Genomic DNA, 22,802 nt, shown 5'->3' on the forward strand with positions numbered 1-22,802 from the left:
ATTGGTAAAGAGAGCATTCATGCCGCTTACGAACAATTGTCTGACACAATCCTGAAACTATTGGGTACCAGGACGATCTTCATAATGCATTGGGATGAGCAGGATCGGCCAGTAAATATGCATTGCCGTTCAGTAATTGAGCATCCTTATCCTCCTTTGGATGCTATGCAACAGATATTTGCTAAAGGAACTCTCCTTCGCCAGGAGCTTGAGAATCAAAAATTACTCCTGTTTTCCGCAGAGCAAGCAGCAGCACTCCCCTCACCATTGATTGATTGCTTAAAAACAATCGATTATCAAGCGTTGGTGCTTAGCCTGATGCAGGTAGGCCAGGCGGATTACGGAATCCTGGCCATTGCCACATCTAAATCGGTGGAGGATTTAGCTCCTTACGAGCTAAGTTTGATGAAAAGGATGACGTACGACTTGACCCACCTCATGGATGATGCAATCCTGCTGGATCAGCGTCGAGCCCTGGCAACGATGGAAGAGCGTAATCATCTGGCGCGGGAGTTGCACGATTCAGTTGCCCAGGCATTATATGGCGTAAGTTTGTTTACGGATGCTACCCGTTTAGCCTTTGAGTCAAACCGGCCGGAGATCGTCAGGCAGTACCTGGATGATCTTAAAGAAATATCCCAGGAAGCCATGTCTGACATGCGCATGCTGATTTTTGAATTGCGTCCACCTATCCTTGACGAGCAAGGCCTGGCCGCTGCTCTACAGAGCCGACTGGATGCTGTGGAATCGCGTGCGGGTGTCAAGGCGTTATTAAGTGTTGACGGCAATTTCCATTTGACAACCGAGCAGGAAAGCGAGCTATACCGCATCGCTCAGGAGGCACTGAACAACGCGGTGAAGCATGCCCATGCAACGCAAGTCAGGGTGAGTCTGGCTGTACAAAATGACATCTTCCAGATGATGATCGAGGATGACGGGGTTGGTTTTGATCCTAAAGCCGCTGAACAGGCAGGTGGGCAAGGCTTTCGAAATATTCGCGAACGGGCTGAGATTATTGGAGCAAAATACTCGATTATCTCGAAAATTGGAGATGGGACTAAAATTATAGTTAAGGTGAAGCAATGACGAACCAGGAAACCATCATCCGAGTCCTGATTGTCGAGGACCATGTCATTGTCCGCAAAGGGATTCGAGCCCTCCTGGATGAGACCAAAGACATCCGGGTGATTGGGGAAGCAAATGATGGCCTTGAAGCCGTCAGGCTAGCTGATGAGCTGAACCCTGACGTGCTCCTGATGGATTTACTGATGCCGAATATGGATGGGATTGAGGCAACGAGGCAGATCACCCTTATGCATCCCGCGATGCATGTATTGGTACTGACCAGCTTTGTGGGTGATGAAAAAATCTATCCAGCCATAAAGGCTGGGGCGATGGGTTACTTATTAAAAGACTCTGAACCAAGCGAATTAATTAGCGCCATCTACAGAGTCTACCGCGGCGAACCATTTTTGCATCCCATGATTGCCCGCATGATGATGAAGGAAATCCGTGAACAGCCGGTGGTCAAGCCAACCCCAGACCCCCTAACGGCGAGGGAACTGGAAGTGCTACATTTGTTGGCTAAAGGTCTTTCCAATGAAGAAATTGCTGACAAGCTGGTGATTTCCGAAGTGACTGTGCGTACGCATATCAGCCACCTGCTGGCAAAATTATACTTGGCTAACCGTGTTCAAGCCACCCTGTACGCGTTGCGAGAGGGGATCACGTCTATTGACAGCGATAACGCTTGAATATCGCCTGCGTTGAATTCCACACCTGTTGATAATATTTCATAAAACGTTGAAATGAACCTGATGGCGCAACTTGATGTTGATGGAAAGCTCAACATGCCAAGGATGACAGTGTTCTTTTATTTTGATAAAGTTACTATTGGAGCCGCACAAACGGATTTGCCTGGTTGTATTAGGTCATTTCGAGGTGCGATTAACGCCTGTTGAGAATTCATAGCATCTTGTTTAAAGACAAGGCTGTAAGGTTATTAGCTCTCAGGCACCATTCGACAACTACCACCGAATGTGGGCCCGTAGTAGCTGATCGAGAGGTTCACTTTTTGTGAGTTGGTCGACGGGGAAGATAGGTTAACCTAGGTGTTTTATTATCCACTTAGCCAACCGTACTGACCCTGGAATTGAGGTGATAATGGCTAACCAACCGATCCGGGTGTTGATTGTTGATGATCATGCCATGGTCCGCAAAGGGATGATAGCTTTGCTGGCTGCATACCCAGATATCCAGGTGATTGGTGAAGCTGCGAATGGCGCTAAAGCCATTGAACAAGCTGACAAGCTGCATCCGGATGTGATCCTGATGGATCTGGCCATGCCTGTCATGGATGGAATCGCTGCGATTAAGCAGATTATAGAAATTCACCCCGAACAACGCATCATTGTGCTGACCAGTTATATGGGGGACGATAAGCTCTTCCCAGCCATAAAGGCTGGTGCCCTGGGTTATCTTGTCAAGGATGCTCAACCTGAAGAACTGATTGAATCGATTCATAACGTTTACGCTGGCGAGCCATCACTAGATCCGACAGTAACCTGGAGGATCCTGCGCGGTATGTCAGGCGCTGAACCCAACAAACGTTCCGCAGATGATCTCTCGGAGCGCGAGATTGAGGTGTTGCGGTTGCTCTCTCAGGGGAAGACCGACCAGGAGATTGCCAATCAGCTGGTTTTGACCGATGTGACCATCCGGACGCATATCAGCCGAATACTGTCAAAACTGGGGCTCAAGAATCGGGTACAAGCAGCCTTATATGGCATACGAACCGGCTTGGTTTCCTTAGACGAGATCGATAATACCTATTCCAAGGTTGAATAAGTGCAATTAGTGGCTGCACCATCTGAGAATAGCTACGAACAGTTTTATAACGGAGAATGTATTAATCGTGGTGCTGTGAAGGATAACAAAATCAGGCTTCTTCTCGTTGATGATCAAATCTCTACACGGCGGGCATTAAAAGCGTTATTCACTTATGAGCCGCGTATTGAAGTCATTGGGGAGGCTGGTGATGGGAAGGGAGCGATCAGGCTGGCTGGTGAATTGCGTCCAGACCTGATCTTGATGGATGTGAAAATGCCAGTTATGGATGGGATTGAAGCCACCAAACAGATAAAATCTGCATCGCCGGCGATCAAGATTGTAGTTTACACGATGTACTCTGGTAGCCAGAAGGAGGCTTACCAGGCAGGGGCGGATTATTTTCTGATCAAAGGCAGCCAGGGGTTCACTCCCACGCAGATCATATTATCTTTTTTCCCCTGAGCATCAGCAATGATTCCACGCAGCGGGCTTCAGAACTTTTTACACTTTCAAATATTGATCTATACAACGCTCAATACGCTCGATGACAAAGTAACTGAGTATAATTATTGTATTGTGTAGATGATTAGTTCATAAATCGGATGGAGGATGGCATGTCGAATGTACTCGTGATCACGTTTGAAGATGAAAACCAAGCTCTGGCAGTGCTGAGATCGCTGAAAAGCCTGGCCCACCAGGAAATGCTGAGCCTCGATGATGCGGCGGTCATCATCAAAGATGCCCAGGGTAAGGTGCAAGTTAAAAACATGGTCGAGAAAAATGTCAAGGTTGGCGCTGCCGTTGGCGGTGTGATCGGCCTGGCAGTTGCCAGCATCCTTTTCCCTGTAGCCGGGCTTGCTCTGGGCGCCGCTGGGGGGGCGCTTGTGGGCAAATCAGTTGGCACTGGGGTTGATAAGAAATTTATCAAGGATGTGACCGAATCCCTAGCTCCTGGTAACTCGGCCATCCTCTTCCTGGTCAGCCATGAGAATACCGGGATGTTAATCACTGCCCTGGAGCCATACAGTGGCAAGATCTACCAGACTTCGTTTGATAGTGAAGTTGAGGCAGAGCTACGCAAGTCTTTAAAATAAAAATTGAGAAAAAATAATAGGGGCTGTCCATACTTATCAGGCAGCCCCTAGGTAGTTTTAAACCAATTATTTCAGTTCGCCGACTTCAGCTATCGATACTGGTTGCTATCTCAATCATGTCTTGCTGAGATACGTTTTCATCCGCGGTCACCAGTGTCAGGAAAACCTTCCCAACTTGCCAGTACAGGTTCTTTACCTGTAAATCGTTCCTCCAGCTGGAGACCATTTTTCCTCCCCCAGGCTCTTTATTATCCTTGACAAACTCGGTGTCCCACCCGCCCCTGGTAAAGGCAGCCGGATTACCGTTTACCTGGACATCGGTTACAGTGGTGTTTGGCGCGACTTGCATGGGAACAAAATCATTGGTCTGGCTCTCAAGCAAGGTAATGGTTTCACTAGAGGTCAACAAAGGGTCGGATGTATCAGGCAGAGGCCGAGTGACCAGGTAGGTGAGCACCAGCATTTTTTGGTTGGTGTCAAAGTAGGCACTTTGGAACTGGTAGCCTTCAGGCAGCCAGCTGGGGGTCAACACATCCCAGCCTGTCTGACTGGAAAGCTGGTTGAAGTCAATCGTCCCTACCGCGCCAGGTACTTCCGCAGCTGGTGAAGATGACTCGGTGTAAGAGGACGGTGCTTCGCTAGCTGCCTGTATCGGCTTAGACGTCGCTACCGCCACCAGGGTTGCGGGTGCAGAGGTAACCTGGCTGGAAGGAGCAACGGACAATCCCAACCAGGCACTAACTGACGCCCGCACCCCGGGTACGACGAGAATAATCAAGATTAGGGTCAGAATGGCTATTATGGCAATTTGCCATATCTGATATTTGGGTTTACCGGGGGGATTGGTCATTGAGTTCTCCAACAAAATGCTGTAATCAAGTGCAATTATCGAAGCGCCTCATTGCTTGGGAGCTAGCTGGGTCTCATACCTGGTTGTCAGCCGGTTTAGCCTCCACAGGTGCTGGGCGCATGGAACCGTAACGATGGGCAAAGACGCGGGTGATAATCGCCCCAAGGAGGAATATCTGGGCAAAATAATAAAATCCGGTCAGCAAAACAATAAAAGCACCGGTTACCTCGAGGGCCGAGGCAAAGGTGGTATGGGTGATGAAGAAGATCACCAGCCAGCCTCCGATTGTCACCAGGGCTGCGGCGCTGATTGCACCCCACAACACATCTCGCCAGGAAATTTTCACTTCCGGCAAGATCTTATACATCAATGCAAAAGAGAAAGCAGCCATGATAAAGAAAATTAACACGGTGAGCGAAGGCCGAAAGCCAAACCGGGTAAAAAAGGTGCTTAACCAATTTGCTAAAAAACTTAATACGGCAGTTGCCACCAGCAGCAATCCGAGAGTGAGCACCATGAGGAATGAAAATCCCTGCTTGCGAATGGTGCGCAGCATAAGCTGCTCTTTTGGAATGGGCACCCGCCAGATAGTGTTTAAAACAAATTGCAGTTGGTAAAACACACCGGAAGCTGCCACCAGTAAAGCGATGAAACTGACCAAAGAGATGAACCATGAGCCCCCAGAGGACCTTGTAGTCAGGTTGTTGAGCAAGTCCTGAATGACCTGGGTTATCGCTGTACCCAGTGTAGCCTGGATGCTGGTCATCACGCGGTCCAATAATGTCGACCCATCAATAAATATGCCGGCAACGGTGAAGGCGAGGTAAATGACTGGTGCAAAGGAAAACAGACCAAAATATGCCAGAGCCGCTGCCAGTTGGGCTGGCCGTTCAGACACCCAAATTCGGTAGATCTCTTTAACGAACTCCTTCATCGTAAAGATAGCCTTGTTTCTTGCGGTGCCTTTTACTGCGAGCCAGGCTGAGCAGCTTTTTTTAAGTCTTGTACCTGCTCCCGCCAGCTGCGTAGCAAGTGATGCACTGATTCGGCACCAATCACCGGCGATCCATTATGCGGCAAAACAGCAGGGTGCAGGAGGAAAGGATAGTTTTGTGGGCCTCCCATACCACCGTGGTGGCTAGCCTGCTCTTCAAAACCAGCCAATTCCTCAGTCACAGGGTCGTACACTGTGTTTACCAACAAGTCTGGGCAGTTGCCAAAGCTTGATTCTCGGCGCAGGTGGAAAGCAGCATTGGGGCCGAAATTTTCCAGCGGATCGGCTCCTTCAACCTTATCATCCACAAGATAGTGCACGCCCTGCTTTCCGACCACGATATCACCCTGGCTTTCAGTCCTGACCAGGATAAATCCGATTCCGGGATGGTCTTTTAATCCAAGGAGCAGCTCCGGGTAAGCAGTCTGGATTTGCTCAAAGGTCATCCGTTGAGAAGCGTCGGTAAAGTAGATCAGCCCTGTACAGCCCGAGCCCATCACAACCACCTTGGCATTTTCAGCTTTCGTTTCGACTTTATCGGTTGTGATCCCTTCTTGAGCAACTTCAACATAACCATCATGAGACCTTGACGCGAGCATTTTCCTCATCAGCCCTGCTGTGCGTGTGTTGGCATTGGCCGATTCGCTGAGCACAGAATTTAGATTATCCCAGCTATCATTATGGGCATCCGAGTAAAACACATCATTATCATTTTTAATTAACACCTTTACCAGTTGTTCCAAGGTCTGTCCATGCGCAACCTGGAAGGTCGGTCCCTGGCTTTGCCCGTGATCAGCCAGGACGATAATATGATACGGGCGGGGTGCGCTCTTCAGAGCTGCTTCAAGGCGGGCAAAGTAGCGATCTACTTCGTGTAAGGCCTCGAACGTTTCGGGAGCCTGCAAACCGGCAAAGTGATTCAGGTCATCATACCCCGCATAAAGAGCATAAATTGCAGGCACACCACGTAAGAGATCGCTGATCACAGTATAAGTAACCAGATCCTGCAGCACCGGGCCCATAAAGCCTCGCAGGAAGGAGTAGGCAAAATTACGTCTTTTTACGCGGTACTTATCCTTTCGGCGCCTCTGTGCAGAAGCTTGCCATAGTTCTTTAATCACCTCCAATGTAAAGCGCGTGAATAACCTGGCCACCACATATGGGCTGAATAAATAAAAGTAAAAACCTGGCCCCCGGTCGCCCTCCCGTTTACGCAGGGTGCTGAAGGTCAGCATGCTTTCAGTTGCGTCACCTGAGAACATGTTTCCACGCGATGCTCCTCCGTCAGTAAGAAGGCCAATACCCGTGCTGAGGCGTTCCTCGATAGACTGGGCATCCTTAGGTTTACCCGACATCACCATCTTTTTCTGAGTACGATCCCACCAGCGATAAGCTGGCACATCCCAATTGCTCCCCAGTAAAATGCCTGTTTGCATTGCACCCGTCTGCGAAGTGGAATCTGTTTCCCAACTGATCAGTTTATGGCTACCCTGGTCTACCCAGCGTTTCATGGTCGGTGTGTACCCCTTATCCATCGCCATGCGTAATTTCTCAATACCCAATCCATCGATTTCAAGGAACAGGAAGCCGGGCACATCAGTTTTCGTTGGATTGCTTAGGCGCTTGACCATCTGCCTGGTGACGCTGCGGTCGAAACGGGCATCTTCGTCCAAGGATAGCAGTTCACCCAGAACTGCATCAACGGCTGCCAGCCATATGGCGATCCAAATCCCTGTACTCACCGAAGTGATCGTGATCCCTTTAACCATATTACCAATCAACAGCACTAATACACCATTCAAGATAAAGGTAATGATTGGATAAAGGATCGAAGGCAGCCAGGTGAAAAAATTGATAAAAATCCACCAGAACAAGGATTGGGATAGACCCAATGCAATGGTCAGGACCGTTAATGAGGTCAGTGTATCTACCTGGAACCCCGTCATATTCTTTTGCAGAATGAAAAGGGTCAGGGCATGGACTATGAAAACAGCGATTATTTTCACCACAGGGATTTTTTTAATTTTCATCTGTTTATCCATATTGCAGAGATTGTATCTACAGGGGTAGTGAATTATACACTCACTCCCCTTATAAAACATAATCGAAGAACTAACTGCTGTCATCCACGAATTGATGATTTTTATCTTGTGCCTTGTTACATATGTTGAGAACGGCTTCCGCGCATAGCGATGATGGATATATATTCCTGCTCAAAAAATCAGGCAATGGCCAACAGGTGGAATCGTTGTTGATTTAGATAATCTAAGCGGCGATGGCTGGCTCGCCCACCACCAGGAGACTGCGAATGCATATACTCCAGGTGGTTAACTGCTGCCTGGATACGAGGGGAAGGGCTGATAAACCGTGGACATCCTGTTATGGTAACTACAAGCCGGGTAAGTGTCAGTAAAGCTTATGGATGGCAGGAGCATCGTGCAGGAAAATAATATCACACCAGGCGATCAGCCAGGCCTGCACTGGTTGATCGGGCGCCCGGTCAGCCCGTGTTGAGCATCTCAACATTTGTCGAAAACTACATCCACGATCTCATAGTTTGTTTAGCTAGATATCATCAAGCGCACGATGACAAGATGGTGAATAATCGTTATTCTTAAACTAGAGTCGGTATTGTTTATACCTGCTGTCATCCAAAAGGGACAATTACACTAAGAAACAAGAGGATAAGAAATGGAAAAAATAAAAACTCCACTCAGTTCGTTCCGTCGAGGGTTAGGCTCCTCGATCGCGATCTTGCTGGTGGTAGTCATCTTGCTTTCTGCTTGTACCACGAGCACACCCACCCCGCAGCCTACCCAGCCGGTGGTACCAACCTCAGCGCCGACCCCGGTGGTCATTGCTCTCGACCCACTGTATGCCAACCCATGGATCCTGGTGGCGTATGGAGATCCTAATAATCCCACCGTAGTCCAGGGCGGGATAGACCTGACCCTAAACTTCTCCTCCGATAATCAGGTGAATGGATTCGGAGGCTGCAATAACTTTAGCGGTCCCATCCAGGTGGCGACGGATGGCGCGATGACCATCGGCCCACTGGCCACTACCCTGATGGCCTGTGCGGAAGGGATGGACGTGGAGACAGCCTATTTGTCTGCCCTGCAGAGTGCGCGTAGCTTCAATTTCAGCAGTGAAGGACGGCTGCAGATTACCTACGGGCCAGAAACCAGTGCCAGCCAGATGATGATATTTATCGTCGGGAGCCAATCATTGGTTGGCCCGGTTTGGGTCTTGGATTCGATGGGCGATGCTGCTGCACCCCAGGCAATTCCTGCTGGCGTGGTGATCACGGCTGTGTTCTCGGAGGATGGTAATTTAAGCGGACTCTCTGGCTGCAACCAGTATAACGTCCCATATACCCTCACTGATCAGCAGCTTACCCTGGGGGCAATTGCCATCACCCAGATGAGCTGCCCAACAGGCATGGATACTGAGCAGGCTTACCTCTCAGCCCTGGGCACAGCCCAACAGGTGGTTGTCTCCGGACGCAAGATGTCCATCGCATACAACCAGGGCGCCGGTGGATTGAACTTCGTCTCTGTCGCGGCGCCTCTCGCGTATTCATTATGGACCTTGACTGCTGTGAACGGACAGCCTGTCGCAGCGGAGACAAATGTCACCGCCACCTTCACACCGGGCGATGCTGCCAATAGCGGTACAGTCAGTGGATCATCTGGATGCAACACGTACAACGCAGCCTACACCCTTGACGGTGAGAGTATCGCCGTACAACCGCCTACGCTCACCCGTATGTACTGCGCAGAAGGCATGGAGATTGAACAGGTCTATCTTCAAGCCCTGGAGGCATCTACTTCGTATGCGATCTTTTACGACCAGCTGGTCCTCACCAACCCATCGGGTAGCCTGACTTTCGGGTTGAACCGTACCCCCCTGGTGGGTGCGCTTTGGAACCTGGTAGCTCTGGGTGATGTGACCAAACCACAGTCACCAGTGGCGGGCAGCAACTTTAATGCCCAGTTCATCAGAATACCTGGCTCACCCTCGGGAGTCTTGAATGGAACCACTGGTTGTAACGAGTACACGGCAGCCTTTGCTGCTTCAGCCGACCAGATCAAGGTCAACCCACCCGCCAGCACGCAGAATAAAAGCTGCGTTCCTGGCTTGTCAAATCAGGAGCAGCTGTATTACCTGGCCCTCAACAATGCCACCACCTACCACATCTCAGGGAACACCCTCACCATCCCCTATGATGATGGGAAACAGGCCCTGGTTTTCGAAGCGACTCAGGTGACCGAAGCTCAACGGCCTCCGCTGAGCAGCTTAAATGGCACCACCTGGTACTTATGGTACATCGATAATACCCCGATTCTTGCGGGGACCACGATCGTCGCGCAGTTTGCCATCAACGCTGATGGAAAATCAGGAACGATCAGCGGCTCCGCTGGTTGTAACACCTATGTAGCTACTTTCGGGCAACAAATGGCAGTGCAGACCACCTTGAATGCTACCCAAAATTGCAGTACGCCGAAGGGCGTTATGGAACAGGAAAAAGCTTATGTGGCTGACCTTTCACGTGCTTATGGTTACTGGCAAACGGGTGACCAGCTGATCATCAACACTGGCGTGGGCGTGTTGACTTATCGCAACACCAAGCCCGGTTCCAGCTCCGACCAGACCCACCTGTTGGTTGGCCCAACCTGGTATCTGATCTCATACGGAAGTACATATAGCAGCGCAGGTACCCAGGAACCGTATACGCTATTCAAATCTGATGGTACCCTTGAAGGGTATACGGGTTGTAATGCCTTCCAGGGGAAATTCACCACCCAGATCCAGGCAATTATCATCACGAATTTGAACGCGACCCAGTCGGCCTGCTCCAATTCGACACTCCAGGCACAACAAGATAATATGCTTAAAATCCTGGGCAGTGCCAAGAGCTACCAGGTGGTCGAGACCGTGATGCAGATCAACTCGGACAGCGGCGTGCTGAACTACTCCCTCTCACCCCTGCACCGCCAGCAAGAGGTTGCGGCTCCTGTGGCGGCATTCACCGCCCCCGCCGAGGTGCCAGCGAACTCCATCGTGACCTTCGACGCGACCTCTTCAACCAGTGGTGTACCGATTGTGTTCTACGAGTGGGATTTCGGTGATGGCACAAAGGGTACCGGAATAATCGTCCAACATGCGTACAATGCCGCCACAACCCATAATGTAGGCTTGACGATCACGGATGAGCTCGGCAGACAAAACACCCTGTCCAAGCGGTTGGTGGTTTATGATGTAACCGTACCGTCACCTACTCCCACTCAGCCACCGCAGCCAACTGCTACAACCCAACCCCAGGCAACCCCGACTACTGCTCCCACATCCGAGCCCACGGCAGAGCCTACGGCAGCTCCGACTGCGACCACGGAGCCAACCCAGCCTCCCGCACCCGTTCCACCTCAGGCTGCCATCGTCGGCCCCGCGAATGGCTACGTAGGCGAGCCAGTCGGCTATGATGCATCCGGCTCGACACCTGGGAGCAGCCCAATCGTTTCCTACCAATGGAATTTCGGTGATGGCACGTCCACTGGTCCATCCCCCGACTCCGGCGTACAAACCCTTTACAACCAGGCAGGCACTTACCAGGTGTCGGTGGTAGTGACAGATCAGAACGGCCTGAGCAGCAGCGCTACCACACAGATCACGATATCTACCCGCCTGGGAACACCCGTTGTCTATCTGCTAAGCAGTTTAAATGGCAGGGCTTTACTCCCTGGCACGGCCATTACCCTGCAGTTCCTCCAGGGACAGCTGGCTGGATTTGACGGGTGCAACATTTACAGTGGTTCCTACACCGCCACCCCCAACCCCGATGGTTCATATTCACTAACGATCAGCGGCTTGATTGGAGGTGGTATGGCTTGCCCAGTGGAAATCATGGACCAGGCATCGGCGTATATGGCGTTATTAAGTACTGCCACCACCGCCCAGATTCAAGGGACTGATGTGACATTAAGCGCCCCGGATGGCTTCCTGGTCTTCTATCAATCTGGAACATTATCGGTAACTCCTTATTAGGTAGCACGACCGGGCCGTTGCAGATGGGATCTCCCCATCTGCAACAGCCCCTGGCCCAAAGTTGATCAACATTTGTTGGTGTGTTAGGTGGTGACGGTTGAAATGAGGATGACCTCAACGGTCACAGGAGTCACTTAAATGTTTATCATGTACACGAACAAACGTATGGCAATAACCTCTTCACTGGTTGCCTTTGGGATTTGGTATTTCGACGTAAAATTATTACATAGCAGATAAATTTTCCGGCTGAAATACGATAACAAAATCTTGTAAGCATATATCTTGGCTTCTTGGAGGAGGAAAATCACATGATCAGCAGCATCGCAATTGGATCAAAAGTAACATGCAGTAACGGTTTTGCTGGCAGAGTGACTGCTTTGGTCGTGGATTCTGGCACCCAAAGTCTCACCCATATCGCAGTCGTTGAAGAATCGCTCATGCATGGAGAGGAGCACCTGGTCCCCGTCGACAAGGTGGTCAGCTCCACGCGCAGCGAAGTTCAGCTGAGCTGCACCACGGATGATGTTCTAAAGATGGCGCCTTTTACCCCCACCCGTTTTCTGGAAGAAACCTATGGCGATGATGGGTATGCCTACACCCGCCCCTATATGGTGACGTATGACAGCGCGACCCTCACCCCAGATGTGGGGTATGTCACTGTGCAAGACCACCTGGTCCCGCAGGGTTCTGTGGCAGTTCAGAGAGGCATGCTGGTGGAAGCCCTGGATGGCTATGTGGGCCAGGTTGGCGAACTGCTGATCGATCCAAAGACCAACCAGGTCACCCATTTCTTGCTCATGAAAGGTCATGCTGGGGGCAAGAAAGAAGTTGCCATCCATCTGGCTTCGATCGATCGCATGGAGCAAGAAGTCATCCACTTGAATATCACCAAAGACCAGTTGAACGAGCTGCCTTCCTTGCCCGTAAAGCGTACCTGGAATGAGGTGGTTGCGACCGACCTTGAGCTGATGGTTTGGGTTTTCCAGGCTGAAAAATCGGCTGACCAAAGCTTGGACAGGGTCAATGAGTTATCGAAGCAATATAAATTGGAAGTGCTGAATGCGGCGGTACTGACCAAAGATCTGAAGGGTAAAGTGAAGGTCCATGAGCAAAAGAAGGTTGCTTCGAAGGGAAAAGTAGCCTTAGGGGTAGCCCTGGGCAGCCTGGCAGGCTTGCTGATCGGCCCATTGGCTTTGGTAGCTGGTGCAATTGCGGGCGGAGCGGCCGGGAAGAAGGCTGCCCGCAAAGTAGAGGTAGGCTTCTCTGAAGAAAAGCTGCGTAAAATCAATGAAAGCCTGGCACCCGGTGGCTCGGCATTATTTTTGATCGTTGAGCACCGCTGGTTCAACACCCTCGAGCTCGGACTGGCTGAATCTGGCGGGCAGCTGATCCATGAGCGTCTGGCTGACATCACCTATGATGAGCTGATCGAAAAACTGGCTGCTGCAGAAAAAAAAGAACAGGGTTAGTTCTCAAGTAGCCAAAGGCGCATTAAGTTTACTGGATCACACCTGCTATGGTCTCATGGAAGAGCATTAAATTACTGGCTGTTTCCCTGATCGCCCTGCTGCTTCTGGCAGGATGTACCACCTCTGAAGCAGCAGGGACTCCTTCCAATTCTTCACCCAACCTTGAACAAGCCAGCCAATCCCAGCCCCTTGTCCTAACGGATGGTCAGGGGCGTTATAGCCTGGGTGCTCATATTGATATCCTTGAGGACCCAACGGGTGAGTTGACTATTGAAGATGTGACTTCCCCAGAATATGCTGCACGGTTTAACCCGCCTCAAGCTGCTGTGCCTAATTACGGATATACAGACAGTGCTTATTGGATCCATTTCACACTTGATAATCAAACTTCCGTCACGTACGAATGGCTGCTCATGCAGGGTTTCGCCAATACCCACTATATCGACTTGTACACGCCAAGTGCAAATGGCCAGGGTTATATTGAAAAAAAATCAGGATCTCTCCTGCCTGTCTCAATGCGCGACGTGATCAATCCGAATGTTGTTTTTAACCTTACAGTGCCCCTCCAGAGTCAGCAAACCGAGTATGTGCGCATCAAGAGCCAGGCTTCAATGACTATTGACCTGAGCTTGTGGACAAACAGTGCTTTTATCAACACATCGAATCAATCCCTGATCTTGCACTGGCTGATCTTTGGTGGCTTTCTTGCTTTGATGGTATACCACGGATTTTTCCTGGTCAGCTTGCGAGAGCCCATCTACCTCTATTTTTTCATCATGCTCGCCAGTATGCTGGCGGTGCTCCTAACTTACACCGGGTACCTTGGGATATATATATTTCCCGGCATGAATCGCTATGATACAGTGCTTTTTCCACTGTTTATTGCTGTTTTGTATATATCGATCATCTTGTTTTCTGATACTTTCCTTGAGCTAAAAACCCGTTTTCCGATCTTCCACAAGACAAATATTGCCTTCCTTATTTGGTGGGGGATCCTGCTCCTGCTTGTGCCGTTCATAAGCTATCTGAATCTGTCCAGGTTAATGACGCCCACACAACTGGTTACCATCGGAATTACCTGGCTGATCGGGGTCACTGTGATGAGGTCAAGCACCCGCCAAATCTGTTTCTTTCTGCTGGCATGGATTGGTATGGCTGCCAGTCTGGTACTCCTGCTGCTGGTGCGTTTGACCATCATCCCCAGTACTTACTTTAATGAAAATATCTTTCAATTGGGTTTTATCGTGATGGCAGTCAGCTGGTCACTGGCTCTGGCTGACCGCATCAACCTGTTGAAATTCACCACTGAAAAAGCCAATCGCAGTCTCCGTAGCAGCGAACATAAGCTCAGTCAGATTCTTGAAGGATTACCCCTCGGTGTGGTCGTATATGGCAAAGATCAAAAGCCTACCTACATGAACCGTCGCTCTGCTCAGATCTTGACCGACCCTGAAACAGGGAAAACGCCAGATATAACTGCCGGTCGCACCATCGCTCAGGCTATTGAACATTTCTCATTCAAGTTGGCTGGAACCGAGCAAATATATCCTGTGGAACAAATGCCTGTATCTAAAGCATTGCATGGAGAACCAGCTTTTGCCGATGATATAGAAATACGTGACGGAAACAATCATCGTCCTCTGGAAATTTGGGCGAATCCGATCAAGGATGACCAGGGGAATGTCGAGTCAGCAGTAGCGGTGTTTCAAGATATTACCGTACAAAAGCAGGTGGATACCGAGCTGGCTGCATACCGCCAAAACCTGGAGCAAATCGTTAAAGAAAGGACATTTGAGCTGAATGCAGTCAACGAACAACTCCAGCTACGCGTGAAATGGCTGTTGGCATTTAACGAAATTAGACAGTCGATCACAGGTGGTGCAGACCTGTCACAGGCATTTGAAAAACTGCTGCTGGCCATCTACGACATTCTAAAGGCAAAGGTTGTTTTTCTTGTGCGCTGGGATGAGCAATACCAAATGTATTGTCATTCTGCACAGGAGCATATTCCGCCGAGTTTGGAGGAAATAGAACCGGAATTCTTGCATGGAACACCTTTGCGTGAGCAGATCGATCAGGGGAAAATCCTGATTTTAACCGCTGAAGAGGCAGCTAGCTTGCCAACGCAGTTGGGTGTTTGTTTCAATGATATTAATTATAATTCGATGATAATTTCTCCCCTGATGATCCACCAGGTGCCGGGCGGGGTCTTAGGCATTGCCTCAGCAAATACTCGCGAGCACATTGGATTGCTACAGGTGGAATTGATCGAAAGAATTACGTATGATTTGGCTGGCTTGGTCGAAGAGTCGTCCATGCTGGACCAGAGACGCATCTTGGCTGCCCTGGAAGAGCGTAACCGATTGGCGCGCGATTTGCACGATTCGGTTTCTCAGACACTCTTCACGACTACGTTGCTGACTGAGGTTATGCCTCAGGTCTGGCGGCGTGATCCCGAGCAGGGCTTACAGATGTTGGATAAGCTGCGCAGGTTGACGCGGGGAGCCCTGGCTGAAATGCGTACCATGCTGATCGAGTTGCGCCCCAGTGCAGTGCTTAACACGCCGCTGAGTGAGCTATTATCGCAGCTGACTGAGGCTGTCACAAGTCGAAGTGGCCTGCCATTCCAGCTATTTATCGAAAAGATTGATGTCCTGCCGGATGAAGTCCAGATGAACTTCTATCGTGTTGCCCAAGAGGCATTAAATAATGTAGTCAAGCATTCTCAAGCCATGCATATTACCGTGAGCCTGAGCGAGACACCTTTTGACAGTCAGGAGAAAAGCTCACAAAAACGGCGTGTTCGTCTGGTCATCCAGGACGATGGCGTGGGTTTTGCTTCCGGGAGTGAAAAACCCGGCCGATTGGGAATGGGGATCATGAATGAACGTGCAGCAGCGATTCAAGCTGACCTGTCAATCATCAGCGAACCAGGGCATGGTACTCAAGTAACTCTGACCTGGTTCGGTGACACCGCAAATGGAAATTAAAGTATGAACGATAAAAAAATCATTCGTGTCCTGATCGTGGACGATCATCCCATGGTGCGAAGTGGATTAAAGGATTTCCTTGCTGTATATGATTGGATGGAGCCAGTTGGAGAAGCCCAGAATGGTATTGAAGCCGTCGATTTTTGCCGCGAGCAAGAGGTTGATGTCGTTTTAATGGATCTTGTCATGCCACTGATTAATGGCAGCGAAGCTACCCGGCGTATCCTTGCACTTGGCAAGCCGATCAAGGTCATCGTTATCACTAGTTTTCATGAACACGATCTGGTTCAACAGGCATTGAAAGCAGGCGCTTCAAGTTATCTGCTTAAGAATGTCAGCGCAGATGAGCTTGCCAACGCCATCCAGGCTGCCCATGGGGGGTACTCCATCCTGGCTCCCGAAGCAACCAGGGCATTGATCCACACTGATTGCCCGGAACCTCGCCTCGGCAATGACTTGACGCAGACCGAACGAAGGATATTGGCTGCTCTGACAGAAGGTATGACGAATGAAGAAATTTCTCGCCAACTCTCCATCAGTGTATCCACCGTAAAGTTCCACCTGACGAATATATTTTCCAAGCTCGGGGCTAGAAATCGCGTCGAAGCTACCTCGCTGGCCTTGGAACACAAGCTGGTGTAAAGGGATCATTTGTATTCCAAATAATGACCCCATAGTTCTAAATACCTGTACTTTCGGCTAGTATTTGGGCCAGTAAAAACTAGACGGTAAACTAGCCCTTGCACTATTGTGATCTGCGGTCAGCTTTGTTATAGTAGAAACGTCAGCCTTTATTGCACTATAGAACGGCTGACAGCTCTATGTGAATTAGATTTAGACCGCGAAAGAAACCATAAGCTTTAAATCGGGTAGGCAATCTTATTGGGCGGCATCAAGATTGAGCTCGAATATTTATTTTTATATTTACGTGAATTGGTGAGAAACAGTTTTATCACGCAAGGATCGCCCTGCTTATTGGTGATCAGCCCAGGTTGGTGCTGATCATCGATCTTGATTGGATGCACTGGAGTCAATCTATTTATTAAAGATCGAAATTTGTCGTCGGGTCTCTAGCGGAAAAAGTTTTCTGTCAATGATAGCCATCTGTAAGGTTGGGTGGCCCTGGAATATGATCGAACAGTCTTCACAACCGAGTAAGTATTCCCATGTTGTGGGGGCGGAGCATGAGAATATAGCATGTTCCCGGCGTGTATGCATGGTTTGGGAAATTGCTTGATCCCTACAAGGTAGGGGAAATCATGTTTACCGAAAAATCCCTATCACCTACCAGATCTTCTACCTCAAATTGTTGTTATTATTTACTGTTTACCCACCTTGATCAAATAAGAAAAATGTATTCTACAGATATTTTTATTCGGCGGATTCTTGCCCGAATGGCTTTAGCATGTTTTTTTCGGCCTATTAAAGTTCATAATATGTGGTTTATCACTGGTTTTGAGGAGTAAACCTTATGCGGATTATCATTGCTGATCACCACACCCAACATTGCTGGGCACTTAGACAGTTGCTCGAAGGGCAGCCTCAATTTATATTAATTGGTGAGGCGTTGGATGCACCGACATTACTCACCCTGGCTAAAGCTGATCCACCAGACTTGATCCTTCTAGATGGTGACCTGCCAGGCCTGTATATTAGTGAGTTAATCACTCAGCTGCATGCGATTGACCCCACTCCAATTGTCGTGACCATGAGCAGCGAATTTGATAACAGCCGGAAGTTGCTAAAAGCAGGTGCTGATGCTTTCGTCAGTAAAGGAGATCAGCCCGATTGGCTGCTTGAAACCCTTTTCCAATTTGAGAGTCGGTTTAAAACAGATAGCTGTTCATCATTGCATGAAGCATAATCATTCTAAGGTCCATAAAACTTTATCCATTTTACCTAAATCTAACGAAGGAGACTGTAGACATGGCAAATCAGAAAACCAAGAAAAAATTTGAGTTTCCATCTGCATTCGCGATCTTATTCATCTTGCTGGTCGTGATTGCTCTGGCCACATGGCTCGTCCCGGCTGGCCAGTATGATTACGACGAAAATGGCTCACCTATTCCTGGCTCATACCACTCTGTGCCCTCCAATCCACAGGCGTTATTGTCCAGTGCCCTTAAAGGTCCGATCAACGGTATGTACGGTATCCAGGATGAAACCGGCAATGTGGATGTGTGGAACTTCGGTGAGCTGTTTGGCGCTATCGACGTTGCCATGTTTGTGCTGATCATTGGTGGTTTCCTGGGAGTGACGATGAAGACAGGTGCGATCAACGCTGGGATCGCCTGGGTGGTCAGTAAGCTCAAAGGCAAGGAAAAATGGATGTTCCCCATCCTGATGACCATCTTCGCCATCGGCGGCACTTCCTATGGTATGGCCGAAGAAACACTGGCATTTTATGCCTTGATCATTACGGTCATGCTGGCTGCCGGTTATGATGGACTTAGCGCAGGTGCCTTGATCCTGCTGGGCGCTGGGATTGGCTGCCTGGGCTCGACGGTCAACCCCTTTGCGACCGGGATTGCTTCCGGATTTGCCGGCACCACCCTCAGTGACGGGTTGATCGGGCGCGTGGTGCTGCTGATTGTGGGCACGATCATTGGCATCGTGTTCGTGATGCGCTACGCAGAGAAAGTTAAGAAAGATCCCACCAAGTCGTTGATCTACGATATGAAAACTGCAAACGAGAAACAGTTTATGTCTGGCAAGGACGAGGGCACCGACTTTGGAAAATTCACCACCCGGCATATCGTGATCCTGGTCTTCTTCTTCCTGGCTTTCGTCGTCATGGTATACGGGGTGATCCCCTGGGAAGACCTAGGCCTGTCTATTCCAACCTGGTGGTGGTGGTTCCCCGAAATGACTGCCAACTTCCTGTTCTTCGGCATCCTGATTGGGATCATTGGTAAGCTGTCGGAGAAGGATCTGGTGAATACCTTTGTTGATGGTGCCAAGGACATGCTCGGTGTGGCCTTGATCATTGGTGTGGCGCGCGGCGTGACCGTGATCATGAACAATGGACTCATCACCGACACGGTGCTCTACTGGGCTGAAAAGGCTCTCTCCGGGTTAAGCAGTGTAGGTTTTATCGTAGTAACCTATCTGCTTTATATCCCACTGTCTTTCCTGATTCCCTCCAGCTCCGGGCTGGCGACGGTCTCGATGCCGATCATGGCTCCGTTAGCTGGTTTCGCAGGGGTGAATCCAGCGTTGGTCGTGACTGCTTTCCAGGCAGCCAGTGGCCTGGTCAACCTGGTCACCCCCACCTCAGCGGTCGTGATGGGCGGTCTGGCCATCGCCCGGGTGGGATACGGCGTGTGGTGGAAGTTCGTGGGCCTTGTGCTCGCCCTGCTGTTTATTCTCACTATCATTGTTTTGTCGGCAGGAGTGTTGGCTTCATAAATCAACCGGACTGGCTGTTCTCTGGAAGAATAGGAGCAAAATATGGTTACTGATACTGTGAGTTCCCCCCAATATGACAGCAGTGAGCGTCGTGCAATGGGTAAGGCACTCCGCAATCAGGTCCCCCTCACTGCTCATAGTGCCTGGCATCCTGCGCCCGACCGCCGGGATCCGGTTGATATCCTGGAAGAATCCAACCAGGGGCGTGTGCCCGACCTGGTCCCAATCCGGTACGGGCGCATGCTATCGAATCCCTTTGCTTTCTTACGCGGCTCAGCTGCCTTGATGGCTTATGACCTTGCGCCTACCCAGGTTAGCGGCATTCGCGTCCAGGCATGCGGTGACTGCCACCTGGCTAACTTTGGCTTGTTTGCCACGCCCGAGCGTAACCTGGTCTTCGATTTAAACGACTTTGACGAAACCCTACCTGCACCCTGGGAGTGGGATATCAAGCGCCTGGCGGCCAGCTTCGTGGTTGCTGGACGGGCAGTCGGGATATCTGATAACTCCAATAAGGATGCGGTGCTTGCCCTGGCTGAATCCTACCGCTCGCACCTGCGCGAATACAGCGAGATGCGCGTGCTGGACGTCTGGTATTCGCGCCTGGATGATAAGACCCTGATCGCGACTGCTCCCAGCGTCAAAGCGCGTGAATTTCGTGAGCGTGTCACCGCCAAGGCGCGTGCTTCGGTGACGGAGTATTTGTTTCCCAAGATCACCGACGAAATAGGTGGCCACCGCCGTATCGTCGACCAACCACCATTGGTCTATCACATGAAAGAGCATACAGAGATCGAGCAACGCCTGGGCAAGCTACTGGAAGACTATCACGCTTCGCTGCCCGCCCATCTGCGCAAGCTTTTTGACCACTATCATTACGAAGATTTCGCCTTTAAAGTAGTCGGTGTAGGCAGCGTAGGTACCCGTTGCTTCATCATGTTGTTTTTAGCGGATAAGGACGATCCCTTACTGCTGCAAGTCAAAGAAGCCCGCCAATCGGTACTGGAAGCTTATGCGGGAAAAAGCGAATATGAGCACTCTGGCAAGCGCGTGGTAGTTGGTCAGAGGTTGATGCAGTCTGCCAGCGATATGTTTCTGGGCTGGCTTACCGGTGCGGATGGCACACAATACTATGTCAGGCAGCTACGTGACATGAAATTCTCCGCGTCATTGGATGCTCTCAAAGCCGACGAGCTATCCCGATATGCGGCGATTTGCGGATGGGTGCTGGCGCGTGCTCATGCCAAAGGCGGTGATGCCGCCATGATCTCAGGCTATCTGGGCAAGAAAGATACATTTGATGAGGCGCTCAGCCGTTTCGCCAAAGTTTATGCTGACCAAACTGAGAAAGACCATGCTCGCCTGGCCAAAGCTGTAAAAAATGGTCGTATACAGGCGATCACCGGCTATTAGGAGTATAAATTTTCTGAACGAGGAGGTGTCAGATTGATAGAGATACTTGACCAATCCACACCCACCTGCCTGGTGGTGCGCTTCAGCGGAAAAGTGACCGGACAGGAGTACCAGCAGTTTTTAGATGCAATGGGTCTTCGCCTGAAAACCGAGGAAGAGATAAGCCTGGTGTGTGTATTGGAAGGTTTTAGATTTTATGGAGATTTTGAGTCAGCCAAAAAAGATTTGAAATTTGGCTTCGGCGGCTATAAACATATCCACCGGGCAGCTTTCGTTGGTGATCAAAAATGGATTGAATGGTTTGCACGGCTGATCGATCCTTTTACAAAGACTGAGGAAAAGTATTTCCAAGCTGATCAATTCAGTGAAGCGGTTAAGTGGACCTGTGCATGATTGTACGCAGATAGGTTTATTGATCACCGAATATAATTCGAAAAATATTATCAATTAAACAAAGGAGATTTAAACATGGCTTTCAATTTACGTAATCGCAATTTTCTTAAAGAGCTTGACTTCACTCCTGAAGAGTTGAAATTCCTGCTCAGGCTTTCTGCTGATCTCAAGGCAGCCAAATATGGTGGCTATGAAAAGAAAACCCTGGTTGGCAAGAACGTCGCCCTGATCTTTGAAAAAACTTCCACCCGCACACGCTGTGCATTTGAAGTGGCCGCCTTCGACCAAGGTGCCCAGGTCACCTACCTCGGACCAACAGGCTCGCAGATTGGTCACAAAGAATCGATGAAAGACACAGCCCGCGTTTTGGGACGCATGTATGATGGCATCGAGTACCGCGGCTTTGGGCAAGAGCTGGTGGAGATCCTGGGCCAATATGCTGGCGTTCCAGTCTGGAATGGCCTGACCGACCAGTTCCACCCCACCCAGATGCTGTGCGATATCCTGACCATGATGGAGCATAGCGATAAGCATCTGAATGAAATTGCTTACTGCTACTTGGGCGATGCACGCAATAACATGGGCAATTCTCTGATGGTGACGGGTTGTAAGCTGGGCATGGACGTGCGCCTGTGCGCCCCCGAGGCCCTGTGGCCCGCAGAAGACCTGGTGGATACATGCAAAAAGATCGCCAAGGAGACCGGTGCCCGCCTGACCCTCACCGAGAGTGTGGAAGAAGGCGTTAAGGGTGTGGACTACTTGTACACCGATGTGTGGGTTTCCATGGGTGAGGCGAAAGAAGTGTGGGACGAGCGCATTAAGCTACTCAAGCCGTACCAGGTGAACATGGATGTTGTCAAGAAAACCGGTAATCCCAAGGTCAAATTCATGCATTGCCTGCCAGCATTTCACAACCGTGAAACCAAGATGGGCGAGGAGATCTACGAAAAGACTGGCCTGGAAAGCCTGGAAGTCACCGAAGAAGTATTCGAGTCGGAGTTTTCCATCGTCTTTGCCCAGGCTGAGAACCGCATGCATACCATTAAAGCGATCATGGTCGCCACATTAGGAGATTGAGCTACAGGCTAAGAGGTGTGTACAGGAGGGGATTTCTCTGATGTACACACCTCAAAATTATCAAAAGCATTATGCGTGACGAGAGAAAGTATGCCTCAAAATTTTGATATCCAGCTGGCTACCCAGGAACCGCTATTGAAAGCGGCCTTAATCGAGTTATTGCGCATTCCAAGCGTCTACAGTGAACATACCGAAGGCTACCCTTTCGGTCCGGCGGTTGACCAGGCTCTGCGGAAAGCC

The 22,802-nt window shown here is 50.0% G+C and carries 18 protein-coding genes; 15 read left to right on the forward strand and 3 right to left on the reverse strand.

Annotated elements, in window-relative coordinates:
* The 5 genes from C3F13_07065 to C3F13_07085 form a co-directional block, all read left to right on the forward strand.
* The coding region (locus C3F13_07065) for a hypothetical protein (GenBank protein ID PWB54287.1) at positions 1-1,086 on the forward strand (1,086 nt) is incomplete at its 5' end.
* Positions 1,083-1,754, forward strand: coding sequence for a DNA-binding response regulator (locus tag C3F13_07070; protein PWB54288.1), 672 nt, complete (start codon positions 1,083-1,085; stop codon positions 1,752-1,754). The genes C3F13_07065 and C3F13_07070, both read left to right, overlap by 4 nt.
* Before the next feature lie 409 nt (positions 1,755-2,163).
* A complete protein-coding gene (locus tag C3F13_07075; GenBank protein PWB54289.1) occupies positions 2,164-2,847 on the forward strand; it encodes a DNA-binding response regulator in 684 nt (227 codons plus the stop codon).
* Entirely contained in the window at positions 2,848-3,291 is a 444-nt protein-coding gene (locus C3F13_07080; protein PWB54290.1) for a hypothetical protein, read from the forward strand.
* Positions 3,292-3,431: 140 nt separating this feature from the next.
* Positions 3,432-3,923, forward strand: coding sequence for a hypothetical protein (locus C3F13_07085; GenBank protein PWB54291.1), 492 nt, complete (start codon positions 3,432-3,434; stop codon positions 3,921-3,923).
* An 85-nt stretch (positions 3,924-4,008) separates the two neighbouring features.
* On the opposite strand, the gene C3F13_07090 is transcribed toward C3F13_07085, so the two are convergent.
* From C3F13_07090 to C3F13_07100, 3 genes are all read right to left on the reverse strand, one after another.
* The gene (locus tag C3F13_07090; protein ID PWB54292.1) at positions 4,009-4,773 is read right to left on the reverse strand and encodes a hypothetical protein; all 765 of its coding nucleotides are present in this window, start codon (positions 4,771-4,773) and stop codon (positions 4,009-4,011) included.
* 73 nt (positions 4,774-4,846) lie between these two features.
* Complete coding sequence (locus C3F13_07095) at positions 4,847-5,707, reverse strand: hypothetical protein (protein ID PWB54293.1); 861 nt, start codon at positions 5,705-5,707, stop codon at positions 4,847-4,849.
* Between the two features lie 32 nt (positions 5,708-5,739).
* Complete coding sequence (locus C3F13_07100; protein PWB54294.1) at positions 5,740-7,797, reverse strand: hypothetical protein; 2,058 nt, start codon at positions 7,795-7,797, stop codon at positions 5,740-5,742.
* 661 nt (positions 7,798-8,458) lie between these two features.
* Here C3F13_07100 and C3F13_07105 point away from each other — a divergent pair.
* The 10 genes from C3F13_07105 to C3F13_07150 form a co-directional block, all read left to right on the forward strand.
* The gene (locus tag C3F13_07105) at positions 8,459-11,812 is read left to right on the forward strand and encodes a hypothetical protein (GenBank protein PWB54295.1); all 3,354 of its coding nucleotides are present in this window, start codon (positions 8,459-8,461) and stop codon (positions 11,810-11,812) included.
* Between the two features lie 308 nt (positions 11,813-12,120).
* Positions 12,121-13,281, forward strand: a complete 1,161-nt coding sequence (locus C3F13_07110) for a hypothetical protein (GenBank protein ID PWB54296.1) — start codon at positions 12,121-12,123, stop codon at positions 13,279-13,281.
* Between the two features lie 47 nt (positions 13,282-13,328).
* Positions 13,329-16,271 (forward strand): hypothetical protein, encoded by a 2,943-nt coding sequence (locus C3F13_07115; protein ID PWB54297.1) that lies wholly within the window; start codon positions 13,329-13,331, stop codon positions 16,269-16,271.
* 30 nt (positions 16,272-16,301) lie between these two features.
* On the forward strand, positions 16,302-16,913 hold the full coding sequence (locus C3F13_07120; protein ID PWB54304.1) for a DNA-binding response regulator: 612 nt from the start codon (positions 16,302-16,304) through the stop codon (positions 16,911-16,913).
* 829 nt (positions 16,914-17,742) lie between these two features.
* Positions 17,743-18,135, forward strand: a complete 393-nt coding sequence (locus tag C3F13_07125; protein PWB54298.1) for a hypothetical protein — start codon at positions 17,743-17,745, stop codon at positions 18,133-18,135.
* A gap of 62 nt (positions 18,136-18,197) precedes the next feature.
* Positions 18,198-19,679, forward strand: a complete 1,482-nt coding sequence (locus C3F13_07130; GenBank protein PWB54299.1) for a C4-dicarboxylate ABC transporter — start codon at positions 18,198-18,200, stop codon at positions 19,677-19,679.
* 42 nt (positions 19,680-19,721) lie between these two features.
* Positions 19,722-21,092 (forward strand): DUF2252 domain-containing protein, encoded by a 1,371-nt coding sequence (locus C3F13_07135; GenBank protein ID PWB54300.1) that lies wholly within the window; start codon positions 19,722-19,724, stop codon positions 21,090-21,092.
* A 33-nt stretch (positions 21,093-21,125) separates the two neighbouring features.
* Entirely contained in the window at positions 21,126-21,485 is a 360-nt protein-coding gene (locus tag C3F13_07140; protein PWB54301.1) for a hypothetical protein, read from the forward strand.
* A 75-nt stretch (positions 21,486-21,560) separates the two neighbouring features.
* Positions 21,561-22,562, forward strand: a complete 1,002-nt coding sequence (locus C3F13_07145) for an ornithine carbamoyltransferase (GenBank protein PWB54302.1) — start codon at positions 21,561-21,563, stop codon at positions 22,560-22,562.
* A 90-nt stretch (positions 22,563-22,652) separates the two neighbouring features.
* Positions 22,653-22,802: peptidase M20 (locus C3F13_07150; protein PWB54303.1), on the forward strand; the 150-nt coding region annotated here is incomplete at its 3' end.

The sequence above is a fragment of the Anaerolineales bacterium genome (assembly GCA_003105035.1).
GTDB lineage: Bacteria > Chloroflexota > Anaerolineae > Anaerolineales > UBA4823 > FEB-25.